The sequence below is a fragment of the Paenibacillus sp. HGH0039 genome, assembly GCF_000411255.1.
In the GTDB taxonomy this organism is placed as follows: Bacteria; Bacillota; Bacilli; order Paenibacillales; family NBRC-103111; genus Paenibacillus_F.
In genome coordinates this window covers 2,349,533-2,364,711 of the sequence record NZ_KE150413.1, presented here as the reverse complement: position 1 = coordinate 2,364,711, position 15,179 = coordinate 2,349,533, and the positions used below count along the sequence as shown (strand labels likewise).

23 protein-coding genes are annotated in these 15,179 nt (G+C 33.4%); all 23 read right to left on the bottom strand.

Translation table 11 applies throughout. The features are described 5' to 3' along the window. Positions 1 to 99: 99 nt before the first annotated feature. The 23 genes from HMPREF1207_RS25115 to HMPREF1207_RS25010 all read right to left on the bottom strand — a co-directional run bounded on the left by HMPREF1207_RS25115 (position 100) and on the right by HMPREF1207_RS25010 (position 15,078). Positions 100 to 594, bottom strand: a complete 495-nt coding sequence (locus tag HMPREF1207_RS25115) for a hypothetical protein (protein ID WP_009671735.1) — start codon at positions 592 to 594, stop codon at positions 100 to 102. Between the two features lie 47 nt (positions 595 to 641). After that, complete coding sequence (locus tag HMPREF1207_RS28550; protein WP_016424097.1) at positions 642 to 1,226, bottom strand: lecithin retinol acyltransferase family protein; 585 nt, start codon at positions 1,224 to 1,226, stop codon at positions 642 to 644. Between the two features lie 59 nt (positions 1,227 to 1,285). After that, on the bottom strand, positions 1,286 to 1,927 hold the full coding sequence (locus tag HMPREF1207_RS28545; RefSeq protein ID WP_016424096.1) for a hypothetical protein: 642 nt from the start codon (positions 1,925 to 1,927) through the stop codon (positions 1,286 to 1,288). 28 nt (positions 1,928 to 1,955) lie between these two features. Next, positions 1,956 to 2,579, bottom strand: coding sequence for a hypothetical protein (locus tag HMPREF1207_RS25100; protein ID WP_016424095.1), 624 nt, complete (start codon positions 2,577 to 2,579; stop codon positions 1,956 to 1,958). Positions 2,580 to 2,600: 21 nt separating this feature from the next. Further along, a complete protein-coding gene (locus HMPREF1207_RS25095; RefSeq protein ID WP_016424094.1) occupies positions 2,601 to 3,098 on the bottom strand; it encodes a hypothetical protein in 498 nt (165 codons plus the stop codon). A 306-nt stretch (positions 3,099 to 3,404) separates the two neighbouring features. After that, positions 3,405 to 4,520, bottom strand: coding sequence for a DUF4238 domain-containing protein (locus HMPREF1207_RS25090; RefSeq protein WP_009671743.1), 1,116 nt, complete (start codon positions 4,518 to 4,520; stop codon positions 3,405 to 3,407). 315 nt (positions 4,521 to 4,835) lie between these two features. After that, entirely contained in the window at positions 4,836 to 5,102 is a 267-nt protein-coding gene (locus HMPREF1207_RS25085; RefSeq protein WP_016424093.1) for a hypothetical protein, read from the bottom strand. 20 nt (positions 5,103 to 5,122) lie between these two features. Next, on the bottom strand, positions 5,123 to 5,323 hold the full coding sequence (locus HMPREF1207_RS25080; RefSeq protein WP_009671763.1) for a hypothetical protein: 201 nt from the start codon (positions 5,321 to 5,323) through the stop codon (positions 5,123 to 5,125). A gap of 340 nt (positions 5,324 to 5,663) precedes the next feature. Then, the gene (locus tag HMPREF1207_RS25075) at positions 5,664 to 5,873 is read right to left on the bottom strand and encodes a hypothetical protein (protein WP_016424092.1); all 210 of its coding nucleotides are present in this window, start codon (positions 5,871 to 5,873) and stop codon (positions 5,664 to 5,666) included. 390 nt (positions 5,874 to 6,263) lie between these two features. Beyond that, the gene (locus HMPREF1207_RS25070; protein ID WP_442950135.1) at positions 6,264 to 6,782 is read right to left on the bottom strand and encodes a hypothetical protein; all 519 of its coding nucleotides are present in this window, start codon (positions 6,780 to 6,782) and stop codon (positions 6,264 to 6,266) included. 176 nt (positions 6,783 to 6,958) lie between these two features. Beyond that, the gene (locus HMPREF1207_RS25065) at positions 6,959 to 7,687 is read right to left on the bottom strand and encodes a hypothetical protein (RefSeq protein WP_016424089.1); all 729 of its coding nucleotides are present in this window, start codon (positions 7,685 to 7,687) and stop codon (positions 6,959 to 6,961) included. Then, on the bottom strand, positions 7,684 to 8,205 hold the full coding sequence (locus HMPREF1207_RS30815) for an accessory gene regulator B family protein (RefSeq protein ID WP_082211340.1): 522 nt from the start codon (positions 8,203 to 8,205) through the stop codon (positions 7,684 to 7,686). The genes HMPREF1207_RS25065 and HMPREF1207_RS30815 overlap by 4 nt, the downstream gene beginning before the upstream one ends. 142 nt (positions 8,206 to 8,347) lie before the next feature. After that, positions 8,348 to 9,349 (bottom strand): phage lytic cycle repressor MrpR family protein, encoded by a 1,002-nt coding sequence (locus tag HMPREF1207_RS25060; protein WP_016424088.1) that lies wholly within the window; start codon positions 9,347 to 9,349, stop codon positions 8,348 to 8,350. 19 nt (positions 9,350 to 9,368) lie between these two features. Further along, positions 9,369 to 10,664, bottom strand: a complete 1,296-nt coding sequence (locus tag HMPREF1207_RS25055) for a DNA sulfur modification protein DndB (RefSeq protein ID WP_016424087.1) — start codon at positions 10,662 to 10,664, stop codon at positions 9,369 to 9,371. 210 nt (positions 10,665 to 10,874) lie between these two features. Next, positions 10,875 to 11,567, bottom strand: a complete 693-nt coding sequence (locus tag HMPREF1207_RS25050) for a hypothetical protein (protein WP_016424086.1) — start codon at positions 11,565 to 11,567, stop codon at positions 10,875 to 10,877. Positions 11,568 to 11,609: 42 nt separating this feature from the next. Continuing rightward, a complete protein-coding gene (locus HMPREF1207_RS25045; protein WP_009674077.1) occupies positions 11,610 to 11,927 on the bottom strand; it encodes a recombinase family protein in 318 nt (105 codons plus the stop codon). A gap of 151 nt (positions 11,928 to 12,078) precedes the next feature. Then, entirely contained in the window at positions 12,079 to 12,777 is a 699-nt protein-coding gene (locus tag HMPREF1207_RS25040; protein ID WP_016424085.1) for a hypothetical protein, read from the bottom strand. Positions 12,778 to 12,809: 32 nt separating this feature from the next. Then, positions 12,810 to 13,229, bottom strand: a complete 420-nt coding sequence (locus HMPREF1207_RS25035) for a hypothetical protein (protein WP_009674067.1) — start codon at positions 13,227 to 13,229, stop codon at positions 12,810 to 12,812. 39 nt (positions 13,230 to 13,268) lie between these two features. Then, positions 13,269 to 13,736, bottom strand: a complete 468-nt coding sequence (locus HMPREF1207_RS25030) for a hypothetical protein (protein ID WP_016424084.1) — start codon at positions 13,734 to 13,736, stop codon at positions 13,269 to 13,271. 27 nt (positions 13,737 to 13,763) lie between these two features. Further along, positions 13,764 to 14,009 carry a hypothetical protein gene (locus HMPREF1207_RS25025; RefSeq protein ID WP_009674112.1) on the bottom strand — a complete coding sequence of 82 codons (246 nt, stop codon included), beginning with the start codon at positions 14,007 to 14,009 and terminating at the stop codon, positions 13,764 to 13,766. Positions 14,010 to 14,041: 32 nt separating this feature from the next. Continuing rightward, positions 14,042 to 14,377: a hypothetical protein gene (locus HMPREF1207_RS25020; RefSeq protein WP_009674125.1), complete on the bottom strand. Its 336-nt coding sequence runs from the start codon at positions 14,375 to 14,377 to the stop codon at positions 14,042 to 14,044. Positions 14,378 to 14,444: 67 nt separating this feature from the next. Continuing rightward, positions 14,445 to 14,735 (bottom strand): hypothetical protein, encoded by a 291-nt coding sequence (locus HMPREF1207_RS25015; RefSeq protein ID WP_016424083.1) that lies wholly within the window; start codon positions 14,733 to 14,735, stop codon positions 14,445 to 14,447. Between the two features lie 34 nt (positions 14,736 to 14,769). Then, positions 14,770 to 15,078 carry a hypothetical protein gene (locus tag HMPREF1207_RS25010; protein ID WP_036740344.1) on the bottom strand — a complete coding sequence of 103 codons (309 nt, stop codon included), beginning with the start codon at positions 15,076 to 15,078 and terminating at the stop codon, positions 14,770 to 14,772. Between the last annotated feature and the right edge of the window lie 101 nt (positions 15,079 to 15,179).

Here is a 15,179-nt window from a genome sequence, read left to right as displayed (position 1 = left end):
ATTCCCAACTATATCCTCTATATCTATTTAGGCAAGTGTAATCCAGTAAGAATACTGTAGAGTACATTCATTTTTCAAATGGACTCATCAATATTTAAATTATAGATTGATTCTGTTTTCATCTAACCAGTCTTTAAAATCCTTCAAGATCTTGTCGAGCCTCTCGCTTTCTTCCTTTTGCTCACGTAAGCCGCCTTTGCTTTCGATTTTTGCTCTTTCCCAATCATGTTTTAATAACATGCTAACACAAAATCTCAACTGCTTTAAGGTAAGATCGTCTGAAAGACCTCCTTCGATTTTACCTAGTAATTTAATTATTGTGTCATCTATAATTCCAGCACTGCTTTTTTGCGGGTTAAGATTTAAAATCAGTTTTGTAATTACAGCTTTTTTATTCTCATTCTTATAATCTTTGGAGTAAATAATGGAAGTACTATTTTTGATAAAATCTCTCCACTTCGCGCGCTCTTCTGTGACATATCTCAAAAATAGTGTTTTATCATTGTTTTTCTTAATAATGTAATTAGTAATTATTGAAGTTATTATCGCGATAATTACTGGAAGTGATAGAGTTTTAAGTAATTCTTCAAGCATAAACAAAAACTCCAATCTAATATAAAATATTAATTTATTGAGATTAATCAAATATTAAAATTATTTTCGTTACCACTTCTACACCAATTAACAAAGTGTTCACAGTTATTGACCAATACATTATACTGTGTTTCAGATAACCTAGAATAAGCCCTTTCGATTATCTTTTCTACCGAGTATAAGCAGACACTGTTAATTATATAGATTTTTGAATCACCTTGGAATTCCTTAATTGAACCGATTTGAATTGAGAGATCAGTATAATGTATAACATCTTCATTATTTATCGCTAGTCCATGATGCTCATAACCAAATCGCCTTACCATCAAATGTGAGGCAGGTTGTATATCAGTGTTAGATCTTACAATTGTATAACCACCATACAGTTTATTTTTTTGGGGGAGAGTTAGAGGAATACTTCTTCTCATATTATTTATTGTTTGATTGGTTCGATCCATACTCTCAATTGTCTTGGCTAATCTAGGCGATCCCTCTGACAAACTTTGTTTCAAATCATTTTTTAGCTGCTTTGCATCGCTTCTCACTCCTTCTTTAAGATCAGAAAAAGCACTTGATATGCCTGTGATTGTTGATCCTAAGTTAGACCAAAATCCATGGATCTTTTTTGGCATTTTTATCTCCCCTTTATTTAAAATAATAATTTGAAGTATGAAAGACTCATTTTATTAACTTAAATAGAATCAATGAGATTAACAATGCATTGATGCCCCCGCTGATCCAATAAGTTTCTCATACTCCCTGGCGTATCTGCAGCATGGTTCGATCCAACTATAACGATTCCCCAGGTCCCTTCTTTATTCTCGCTTAGATTTTCAATTACCTCATAAAATATTCTATCCCGCTCTTTGTTAATAGATGGATTATCCCCTGCCAAATTAATAGCGCCTCCCCTTATTTTTGAACTTAAGTTTCTTACAAACGTTTGCCCAACTTTATCAACGTTTAGGTTTTTTAAGTAATTCATTCTGTATATAGAGAATTTAGAAAGGACAGCTTCATCGAACTCTCTGCCATGGTCTAACCATACAATTGGTAGAGTTTCATATATTTCTTCATGTGCATCACCCTCGTAAGCTAAAGAAAATGAAATATCCCTTGCTTCTTCTAAGGACAAAAAGTCCCATTCGGTCATTATCATTTCCAGAAAATTTGGGCGTTGAGATTTCACTAGTTTAAAAATTTGTTCGTCCCATTCAGGCGCTACGAAACTTGGACTAACTATGTTCTCGGCTTTTATCAATCGCAACCATTCAATTAACTGCTTCCGACACATCGGATCGTTATGGTTAATGCCTGCAATGTACAGTTTCATTCGGCTTCCACCTCCATGATAAAATTGATCAATCCTCTTTCCAATCATTTTCAATCAAGGTCTCTACCACGCTTAAAGCAGACAGGGTCTCATCTAGCATTTCTTTCAATTTAGCAGCTTTAGTACTTGCGATAACTTTTAAATTACTAAATTGCATGATCTCATCTTGCGGATTCTCTTTGTAATACTTATTAAACTCGCAAATTCTTTTCCATTCGGCAATCTCCATATCTAGATTGCTCTTCAGCGTTTTCACCTTATAGTGTGCCATGTAGTAACTTACATGTTGGGTAGCAGTCAAATGCGGGTAAATATTATTATTAACAATGTTATTCCATGCCTCTATCTTTAAGTGCGAAGCTCCCGCAGTCAAGGCATCAAATGCATTTATTATGGGTGGGCTTAATTTTAAATAGCCGACCATTTTACTAACAAGCTCTTTGTTTCTCAGCATTTCTTCATCAAGAAGATCGATAGATGCTTTCATCGTTAATTCAAATTCCACTTTTTGATCTCTGGCTTTTGCGTTATTTGCTAGCTTTGTACCGTACCATGCACCGAAAAAGACTGTTCCTCCACTTAGTATAGCGCCAACCGATTGCCACACGGGGTCACTAAAGAACTCATAAATTCTCAAATCTACCTCTCCCATAAATGAACTATTTCCTTGCCTTTACTTTAAATTCGCTAAAACCTCGTGTATTCGTTGCTCAGAAAATATCCATCCTTTTGGAATGGCATCGGCTGTGTATTGGGCCTTTGACCATACCTTATTCTCCCTCAGCACCGTATCACCGGCTCCATTACGTGCTCTTTTCATTAAGTCAGCTATATCAGCTGGTGTTGCTAGATACACTCTGGGCAACTCATTGATTGGAACATCCTTTAATTGAACTAAGCTGAAGATTGTCTTATTTGAGTGTTTGTTCAGCCATAAATTGATTGCTTCATGATAATTGACTTCCTTATTCTTGAAACCTTGTGTAAGTCCCCAGCCCCCATCTCTACTTCCTTTGACAGAGACTTTTATAATGATATCTTCCTTAGAAACCATCAAGTCGTATTCTGGTTGGTTTGCTCCGTATTGAACAGAGACATCGTATCCGATTCTTGCAAATAAAAACGCTGTAATGGATTCGGCTGCAACTGAAACGTGCCACGAATTAACCATCTAATACTCCTCCCAACTTAAAAAAGTATTATTTCATTCTTCTTTAAAGAAGACTTTCTCTTGACTTATATTGTTAGGTGTGAACTGAACAATCGCCTCTGAAAATGAACGTACATAAATTTTAAGAATTTCTTCTGCCAATTCTCTAGTTGTCGTCGTACCGTTATAACCATTCATATAATCATCATCTGTAAATTAATAAGGTGTTAGACAATCAACAATGTAGAAAAGCGACAGAGCAAGCCGTTAGGCTGTTTTGAGAGAAATGAAGTCAAGTCTAAATCTTCGCTCAGGTTGCACTATACCTTAGACAAAAGTATACTCATCTAGCGGTTTTTCTAAAATTGCTGTAGAATGTACTCTAATTTTTATGTGATGCCCTTCTTTATACATGTTATTTACAATTGAATAATTTCTCTCGGTTTTAGTTAAACAACACCTTTTATACTTCTTTCCGCTTCCGCAATTACAGATATCGTTTCTTTTCGTATGAAAATTTTTAGTATGGTGTAAATTTCGAAAGTACGACCATTGTTCGATGTCTGTATCATAAAAGAATACTTCTTTCTTATTTAGGGCTGCTATTTGTCTACCTGATTCATAAACCATTATAGCTTTTGATGGAGATTCGAACTTAAAAGCCTCTTTAACTAATTCAATTGATTCTCTCTTCGCCCCAATGCACTTAATATATGAATTATTTATAATGGATGTATTGATTTCCCTAACTTGATCTCCCGATAATATGTTAACAGCATTTGAATTTATATAATGCGGTTTTTTTCCATTAAAATATGTAATATAGTACTTGCTGGATAGTGGTATCAGTATTAATACATCTTTTAATCCTAAATGGCGATTACTTAAATTTGCATACTGCCCTTTAATACTTAAAGCACAAGTAGATACATATTGATCACTTAATAAAAAGCCATCTTCTTCACTTTTTATAATGGAAAAATCATAGTGCTTTATTATTGTGTTGCTTAACTCTATTAGATACTTTGAATCAAATATCTTTTCTAGCAACAAGGGTATCTTGTCTTCTTTTTGAAGACCGCCTAAAGTATATTCATTCAGTAGTGCTCCGCTTCTATAGTAAAAAATCAAGAAGTCTCTCATGTATGTCTCACTTTGCTTCTTTATATCTTGAATATTAAATGAATCAGACTCAATTGATTCAATTATCTTCCTCATGGCTGGAGCAAAATAACTTTCTAGTGTCCCAAATTTTTTTTCCAAATAATTATCTTCTAGATAGGGATGTTCATATGTGAATCTTTCAGACATTGACTGTCTATAGCTTACTGAATAGATATTCATATTTTTTAAGAGGATTTCAAAAACTTTGCCTTTATTGTTAGCAAAATTGGACAATATGCTTTGCGGAATATAATGTTGATTTTTTGTTATATTACTCATTCTTCCTCCTAAAATTCTGTTAATAACAGGGACTTGCATTCTCGTTGCATATATTTGACACTCACTGAGAAGGCTTTTCTTTCCAGTCGCATCGCATGTCATCCTGTATTGTTCGTATACTTCGGGAAAATTATTTGTATCCCCACAAGCCCCCTTAGGAAAATGAGTGATGAAAGTTATTTGATAGGAGACACATCAGAATACTTAGTCCCAATTATGCACTTACTTGCCTCTTTAAATAATATATTGCAATGACATCCAAGAAAAAAGGCTCCTTTCCAAATAATCTGGCACATGAAATTGTTGTTTCATTGCTTAATGCAATTTGATTTCGTCGCGTAGTCTGACTCTAATCATATCTCCATCAATTGAATATACTGTTGCTTTACTGTGTGGTAGCCAAGTTTTTATCTCATCAAATAATTCCTCAGTGACAAAAACGTTTACATCTCCAACATACTTTAGTGGCTGTCTCCACATCATATTTTTATGTATTTCTATATTCTGCTTTTGCCCAGTCCAGACATGTTCAACCCATTCTAGTATGGATTTAGCATTGTTGCTTAGATCTGCCCATTTCATAGATTCACTCCTCAACAAGTTTATATTGCAATAATAGTAACAATGAGTTCATCAAGCTGATTCTCGGTCACTAAAGTTTTTTGTGCAGCATAGCGGACCCCATTTTTATCGGCGACATAAACGATGTATTTATCATCCTGCGTATAACCATCAATCACATATATATCTTCTGGATTATCTGCAAATAGCCATGTCATTTTTAAACCAATTGGATACTTCATAATAAAATTTCCTTCCCATGAAATTATCTTTTTATAAGCTGTCTCAATTTTAATTTAGTTGATATCATCTAATCGTAATTATCATTCTCAAATTGTTGGAAACATCCATTGTCAAATCTTACCTTACATACTAATTCATCAGAGATCTAGATAATTCCTTTCCCTTTGGGTGTTCATATTTCAGTTTCTGCAGGGAATTCGCTTTTTAGTCTCCGAAAATATGGTGCTACTTATGTATTAATCTTTGTTTTTAATATAATATTTTAACTCGTTTTTGTCAATACATCATATTCTTTTATTTTATTAACTTATGAAGCTGCTTATCAGCTTCTAATTCTGTTTATGCTTGAAATATCGAGGACTCCGGCTTCTCAGAGCGATAATATTCTAACTGAAGCAACATCTTATCTTCGGTTGGATAAGATTTAGCGTACGGCCTAGAACCGGCTAGGCTAGCTGCTGTTATTACATTCATCACTTTGGTTTTTAAGCCAAAATAGATGTCGCACCCCTTATCGCTATAAACAAGACCAATCATATAATCGTTCATTATGAGCTCCCCTTTTGGTTATCCCGGTTGTCGTTTTTTATCATTTCCGTGCAGAATTTATAGGAACATAAGTTCGTTTTTCTCATTATAACATGAGCAATAAACAAAGAATACAATAAATAGTTTTAATTGAGGGAATTATCAATTGGTAATCTAACTTCATTATGTGAGCTGTAAGCTATATATCAAATTGTCCTTTAGTCCACTCATTATCTTTATATCTGTTAATAATGGTAGCACCTTACATATTTAAATACACTCATAAAATTAGCTCCTTTTTCTTTAAATTTTAATATTTACTTTTTTAGAATTACCAATTTTTGTATCGAATAATGTCGAAAATCGCGCGCGGTTTTGTTCCAAAAAAAATACCGCATAGATTTATGCGGATTAATTGGATTGCCTTAGCATTTTTTTCACACCAAGCGGCGCATACTCATCATTCGATGAATGTATATCGAATTCTTTTCCAAATTGTACTTTTAAAAATTCTCTGACAGTTCTTTCTGTAACAGATACGAAGGGATACTCTTTTGATCCGCTGTCGTGAAAATATATATTCCTTTCGCGAGAGTTATACTTCTTTATATGAAGTGGGCAGATAGCCAATTTAGAATCGACCATGTAAAAACCGTTTTCTTTTGATAAAAATTCTATGAGATCAAACTTTTTATCTTCGTATGAATAAACAGAATCCAGTGTATGAATTTTAACGAGGTTTCCTTTAAGTCTGGTTAAATATAAAATTTCTCCCACATTCACGTACATTGGGATGTCATTGCTAAACGCAATCAATGTTTTAGACTCATACTCAATTGGTAACTTTTCCAAGATATACTCACAAAGCGAGGGTTCAAGGTGGGTTGCTAAAAAATTTCTCAGTTTTTTTAATGTCAACAACTCAAACACATCCTTTAAAGATTTTTGGTGAGCTGCTTAATTTTTAAGGAGCAGCTCACCAAACTAATTGATATGTTACTTTTTCTTTTTTATTGGTAAGTGCCAGAAAGCAACTTTATCGGTAGTGTTCTCAACACTATCAGAGGTTTTGATGGCAAGCTTGGCAATACTTTCAAAGATCTTTTTCATTGTTGTTTTATGCTCCTTTCTTTTTGTAATACGTGAGAAGTGCGAGCTAAATTATCATTAGCTTCGTCCTTATCGCGTTTATTTGTATAGTAAATTAATAAAAGAAATACCGTAAAGAGAATTATAGAATAGGCAATAAAATTAAAAGAGTTATTTGAGAATATAAAGAACTTAAGAGCAATAATTTCGCTTATAAGACCCATGGATGCAATTAGTACATATACAGCTCTTGATTTCCCAATAGATCTAAAATTTAAAATAAACGGCTCTCTCATGAAAATTTTATAGCCCGACACAGATAGAGCAAAAAATGCGCTTATGATTTGAAGATTTTCCCCTTTTGAACTAAAAGATACAGTTACCTCGTTAATACTCATATAATTAAGTGTTTCAGCTATCCACGCAATAGAAGTTTGTATTGCCAAATATGAAAAGTAGCCGAAAAGAACAATCCAAATGGAATAGAAGATTTTTCTTTTTATAGTGGGGCGAAGAATAAAAACAAAAAATAATTGTATGAGAATGAATTGAATCATCATATTTAAACTTAATGATCCATAAAATTTTATCACTATGTAAGAGATGGATGGAAAAACGACTGATGCTATTGCTAATTCTGTGATATACCATTTCACCTTTTCATTGAACCAAGCCATTATTAAAATCAGGCAGGCACTCATTTCTATTGCATTAAATAATAGGAATCGTAGATACTCAATGATCATATTTGATTCGTCCTTTTAAAAGTAATCAAATCAAGTCCTTGAACAAAAAATGCTACAGTAACGATGCTTGAGGAAACCAAAATCATATTTATTAATACAATTGAAATGCATATTATTTTTTTTCGGATGACCTGCCTATCTTTAATTTCAAATATAGAACCAAAAGGACAAAAAAGTAAAATTAAAAAGATTGCGATTAAATTAATTATTTGAATTTGAGAGGGTACTATAAAATCTGATATGTATTGGATTGTTACAATAACAACCGTCGTGAATAATATACAAATATCGGAACTTTTAAAATGACGACCCCCCGTAAATTTTCTTATTAATATTAAAGACAGCGCACTTATGGCAATATCAATTAACCTGTTGGTGAAAATACCCACACAAATTAAAATCAGAAAAACTAGAATAAAATTTAACTGAATCTTTAATCCATGTTCAATAGCTTCCTTGTCTTCTCCTGTTTTAACTGCTAAGAATTGAGCAAATTTTCCAGCGAGGTAATAAACCAGTTATCCATCTCCCCTTCCAATATCCACCTTTAATATAGTTGTTCTCAGTAATTTGCACAAGAAATATTTTCCTATTACCAATATATCATATTAGATTATTATTGTAAAGTTTTATTATTATATTAAAAATAACCCGACTGGGTTATTGTCCATATACTTTAATTATCGTTTCTACATTCAGAAAATCTTCTTTGAGCCGGTGGTAGTTATAAACCTCATAACCATTATTCATCACTTTAGATATACCAAATTTCTCACTTATTTCTTCATAATGATGTTTTTTGATTTCTCCGTGCTTATCATAAAAGTTTTTGGCCATATAGAGCATTCCAGAATTTCTAATTATATATGGTGACAAAACTCTTACCCAATCATCGTTATAGCTTTTAACTGCCGCGATTCTCCGTTGAATCAAAAATTTATCTGCCTTACCATTAGTCTGACTGCGAGTAATAACATTTCTCAATACATAATCGCTCTGTTCCAAGTTAGCCTCTGCTGACGATCTCATAGTGGGCTTTAAAATACCATTTTTTTTAATATAGGTCTTTTGATCAAGGGCTTTATACATTAAATTCATAAAATCTTGCGATACATTAATAACTCTCTCGTGTTCGCCGTCTGTTAAAGAAATCAGATTCTCACTGACGATGCTTTGACGCTTCAGATTTAGCAATTCATCGTAACCACTTTTACCAAATACGCCTTCAAATATAGCGATTATCGGAAATGCGTCTTGAGCATTTACACAAACACTAATCATATTGTTTATTTCATCATTTGTATAAAGCGCCTTTTTCGATGTATCAATAAACTTTTTAAAGTAGTTATTCTCCGCAAGCACATCTAATGGATTAATGTTGGTGTCTCGCAGGTCCTGCTCAATTCCCCATCTTATATAATTCTGGACCATATAAAAATTCGCTCTGCTGGCATTCAGAGTTGAAGGATTTAGGTAATGCAGTAAGCTCTCAATCTGATCTAACGTGAAATTGTACAAATCCTGCCCATAAGTTTCTTCTATTGATTTGGCCCTTGAAAGAATTCTGCGCGCTTGGAGTGAAGAAGTCTCTGGCAGAGAGTTTACGTATCTCATTTTTTGATACTCGTTAAAATACCCGCCTTCATAAATCTTGTTTGACATTAGATTTACTCCCTCTAATTCAAGATATCCAACTCTTAATATCAATCTTTTCGAAGTGATCTTTTACTAACTTTTGCAGTCGAGACGAAGCTCCTTTGTTGTAAGTAACCACTTTATCTAGCTCTTTATCTTCTTCAATAATTGTCTCAATGACATTCTTTATTTTACTTAGAGGTACATCGTTTTCTTTAAAAATCTTCGCAATAACAATGTAACCAATAAACATGCGCGGCTGCCTTAGCAGATTTGCTTTTGTATTGAACTCTTCATCAAAAACCCCTAAAAGATTGTTGAAGAAGTCTGTTAAATATACCCCAACTTCCTTTGCTTCGAAAGCAGTTTTCGGCTCAAATACTTGGTCAATTGCATTTGCTAAAATATCTGAAGTCGTGTAATGGCCTGCTAATTCGCTTATCTTTGAACCTGAGGCAATCTTTCCTTTGAGATCTGAATTGATCTGTAATTGTTTAACGGCAACATATGAAACTTTCTCTTGTTTGAGTTCCTCAAGTCGTTCAGTTTTGACTACGTTGATAGTGTTAATTTGTCCAAAATACTTTTTAGCTGTATCTGTGTCATAAACTCGTATACTCAATATTATATCTTGCTGCAGATCCGGATTAACAGATAGCGCCCTTACAGCTCCTTGAAGTCGGTGAAATCCATCAAGAATAGAAACGATAGCTCCTTCCTTAATAGTTAAAACCTTAGACTTTGGATTGTATGTTATTGGATCGAAATCCTCAGAATAGACGTTTAGAGTAATCATATCTGGCAGATACGTTTCATTTAACATATGTTCTGCAATATCTTTTACGCTTTGCAAATTAACATCTGGTACAGGGACAACCCCATCTCTTCCCTTTTTATATTTGGCGCTTCTCTGCGTTTCGAAGTCGTAAACAATAATCTTGTTATGGTACCATTTTACTGGCTCCGAAATTTTAATTGTAGTAACAAAATTTTCATGATCAATTTGTAACACACTGTTAATCGATATAGGAAGATTAACATCATCTTTTTCCTTGCCCGTATACTTTCTTGCTTCTGATATCTCACCTTCAGTAAAATAATTTTCTGCTCTCACTTCGTCAGACCCATAAATTTTAAATACGGCTATTGAGATAAGACAGAGAACAGCGGTATCAATTTCACCAAGGAGGCTCTCTTTTTTGATAATCTCATTAAAAAATCCTGAAGGGATATCATATTCGGACAAAGTTTTATTTACTTCCTCGACATTTTTTCTCTTATATTTTATTCTTTCAATTGCATTCGTTAGATTGCTTTCAAGTTCGCTACGATCGCGTAACATATTAAAACTCCTTCCTTCAGACCAGATACTATAGTCATTATATCACAGATTGTTGCCTATAAATAATAAAAATATACACAGAAATACATCTCACGAAAGCCATATTGCTTTGAGATATATCCCTATGTAAATTTTCAATTTATTCTAACGTATTATTCTTACAATAAAATCTTGTTTTCATGATATTAAATCAGTTCAGTCAAATAGTCGTTATTTCAACAACTTTTCTGCAATGAAACTTGAAACATTTAATATTTCCATTCTTAGCTCTTCGTATTGATTATGATGTCTCCTCTTAGCAATCTCATCATGCTCATTCACATTTTTCATATATACATTCTCTCTAAAACTATAAAAGTCTTGCTTTTTTTCTTTATATAATTCAATCAATTCTAATAAAGACATATCAAAACGGTTTTTCTCCATTTTTATCTCTCCTAATAAAACCATTCTGCCCTGAATTATTTTAAGCAATTTTCTCTGCTGTTCTAAGGATAGATTTTGAAACATACATTCGCTGATTTCCTGCAACAAAACGGGTTCAATAGTTGATACAATATTTTTATACTCTTCTTGATAATCAGACTTACCTTTTAAGCAGGGAATATGCGATTCTATGTGATAATGATTAAAAATTGCATTAAGTAAAACAGTTATAGAGACTTTGCCCATATTTCGCAATCTATAGATATATGAGAACTTGACATTCATCACGTTTTCAAGGTTGCAAATTCGACCTCTACGTAACGCGTTAATAACTCGTGTTTCTCTATTTGCCCCAGGATTTACAAATAGATCTTCTACAGGCGTCTCGTTTCTAAAGTCATCCTTTATATCAAGAAGATTAATTAAAGGTTGATCAGTATTTTTTATTAAATATTCAAGGGTGATTGGAGTAGACATATTCTCTTCCCCTATTCAAAAATTTAGCCGCGGATCTCTTTACTAATCGGCAATTGAAATAATAAATTTACCTTGCTCTCTAAACATCTGATCAATTTCATCAACTGACTTGACGTTTCTTGATATGCGACTCCAGTGATGAATAATCAGTTCGTCAATACCTTGGGTTTTCATTTCATCAAGAATATTCTCGAACCGTTCACCTAACCGGTTAGCCGAGATTACATCATTATATACGACAGCAACCCGCTTGTCATTGTCCTCGGCAAACTGTTTGCATTCTGAAATCTGATTACATAGCTTTTGTTCTGCTTGCTCTTGGGTTCCAACTCTAACATATATCATAACGGATTCACTCATTACACACTTCTCCTTGTTCGATGAAATTGACCTTTCTTTGTTTATTCTTGTAGCTCCCCTTAAGTATGATTCGAAAACCTTTATAATCCTCTGCTTCACTAACTTTTAAAAGTTTCCCATAAAACTTACCACCTTTATCTATATCACCTGGTTATCTATTTACAGAATGTGAGACCTGCTTATTTTCAAACTGATTTAAGATTATCTCGCTATCGTTTAAAATATACACGGTGGCGATACCATTGTTCTTAACTAGAATTTCATTACCTTCGTTGCTTCGAATAATATAATCGCTTTTTCGGTTAATGGTTAAGAGTTCGCCAGTAACTGAATTAGCATTTGTTAATTGGATAAATACCTTTAGCTTAGGAGAAGCGCTGTTCAATCTCTCAATAATGTTTTTAACTACTTGATAAGCTCCAAATAAAAATAAAAATGCAAGTAGGAAAAATACAAGAACTAGTAATAAGGCACTAATGGAAATAATTTTATTATCAGTGAAGTTAATTAAAGCAGAGTGTCCTAGATAATAAACCATAAACATTATAGGAACTTCTACTGATATACAAAATATGAGCAATCCAATTTGTTTTTCTATTATTTTTGTAGTACATATTAAAATTAACAATGGCAAGAAACTTATCAAAGGATTAAACTCAATTGAAAGAAAAACAATCGCTAAGGTGAATAGTATAATTAAAGGAAAGATTATATTTATACCAACAAAACGTTTTAACCTATACTTATTATGAATCTTTTCGATGCTTGTAATATTTTGCTCCGCAATGTTTAACAATAATGTACTTACATTGATAAGTGGCTTACTATCCAGATTAAACACCTCGGTCATAAATATTATTTTTAAAAAATTAAGAATAAAAGTCAGCTTTCATCGACTGTACGATTCATATATAAGTCCATTCTAAGCATGTTGAAAATCGCCGAATCGTACTTTTCGTTGTTGTATTTTTTACAGAAACCAAGTAGCAGCGCTTCATCAAAAGTGTTCCTTGACTCTTTAATTAACTTATTGTCAACTACAGGGTAAAAAGCTATTTCTTTAGTTTTATTCAATCTCACTTCTACTTCAACAACCGCTAAATCTTCACTAATAATTGTTGTGTTAACTGCGCTTCTATAGTCATTTACAATTAGCTTCTCTATCTCTTCCTCTTTCTCCCTTTGTTCCAAAAATGTTTTCGCCATACCATAAATACGAGATAACTGAAAACGTCCAGTATCCTTCGTCGCCAGCTCTTCAAAAAATTTGGAGATCTCTTCGAATGATAGATCTTTTAACATTTAAATTCCCCTTTCTGTATTCTCCATGAAATTCAGGTTTTATCGTCTTCCAAACAACCGTTGAAATAAAGTTGATTTTGCATCTTCTGCATTAGACCGATATTCGATGTTTGCCAAAGTGTAAACACGTTGATAGTAAAGAGGATCGTCGGGATTAAGTTCATACACCTTTCCGATAAATTGGTTTATTTCATCGAACAGTTCTCCGTCACGACCATTTTCGACCATAAATTGTATACCTTGAGTTGGATTAGAGTTTACTTGTTTATATGTAACTTTATCCGCAAATAAATTTATGCTAACTAATGAATTAATCAATGCCTCTCCAAACTCTTGTGATAATCCTGTTTGTTTAATATGAAAAGCACACACCAGCTTAAAAGCTTTAATTATACGATCTCTACTGGCTGGAAGTAAACCTTTATCTCTCGCGAACTCCCCATCTTTTCCTGATGCCAGAGCAGCTCCGTACTTACTCACAATCTCTTGCGCTTCTTCTAAAGTCATTCTCTATTCCCCCATGAAACAACTCTTTTATTGCATTTCAACTAAGGCGTCATTCTTCTCTGGTATATGTAGAAGGATAGGTTTTTCAAGCGCTTTTACTATATGACTAACGGTTACCTTTAAATCATCAAACTCTTCCCACAGCAGAGCCGTTGTATAACTTGTCGGAGCCCAGCCATTAATCTTTCCCGAGTATTTATCAAAGTAAACTTCAACAACTTTATAAACTTCAACGTCATTTTCAGAAGTTTTTACCACTCTATATTCAAACATCTTAAGCCTCCTTAAAGATACACAAAACATCGCTAAGCATTATTTTTCTCAACCATGCTTTTTGCAAAATGGATTTCCTTTTCCATTGTCAGCGCCCATACCTTATGCACCTTCTTTTTTGAGCCATCCTTCATTTGTAGAATTCTGTGTTTTTCATCCCAAGATGCAACATCAGAAACATGAACTGCTTCTGTCGGTTGAATTTTTATCCAACCCATACCTCGCTTTAATAATTCAAGATCAAACAATCTAGCTTTATTAGTTTCGCTGTAAATCTTTTTCTTAATGTAAAATGCATAAACAACGGCTGCAATCGGGATTATGGCAAGACCGCCGTACATCAGTAAACCTATCGTCATTGGACTCATTAGATGACACCCATCCTTTATTAATTTCAATCTTTTGTATCAGCATTATGACTATAAAACTAGTATTTTAATGGTTGTATTTCTCATCGTATGCAGTCAATACTTCGGATTTTATTTCTCTGTAATTAAGTTTCAACTCTAAAAACGAGATTTCTCTACCAATCAACTTCTCAGTTGCCTTTTGCCATGCGTGAGATTCAACCAGCATTGTATCCTCTTGAAATTGTTTATAAGCTAAGTAATCCGCATTATCAGAAATCCACCACTTATCTTCGCCATAAGACTCCATTACTTCTAAAAGTTCGATCTGAATCGATGGATCGTCTGACATTACCTTTGCATATTGAAGATTTGTCAAAATATCACTCCTTGTTAGAGGAAACATTCTTTTATCAATCTGGTAGCTCTATTAACTTTCGAAGGAAATCGCCTTGCTCTATTCTTAGCTGTTGTTTTTCTCGATTATATGCCCAGCCATTGTTTATAGCATATTTAATCAGAGTAGTACATGTAGAGGGCAGCATAGGGTTAAAATGCCATGATTCACTCCAAGAAAAGCAGATTTCAAAAAATGAGGTTTTAGTGTTATGCGGATAAGCACGAAAAACAACAAACTCATTTTTAAAATGTTCATCTATAACACAATGAAATTCAAACCCATTCACCATTAAGTCTTTGTAGCGCTTTCTAAATGGCTTCATGTTGTTACCCCTTTAGCGATAAAACCAGTCTTTTATTTATTGCATATCTGGCTGCAAACCGAATACTTCTTTCCACTCACCCATGTAACCGTCTGGAGAAG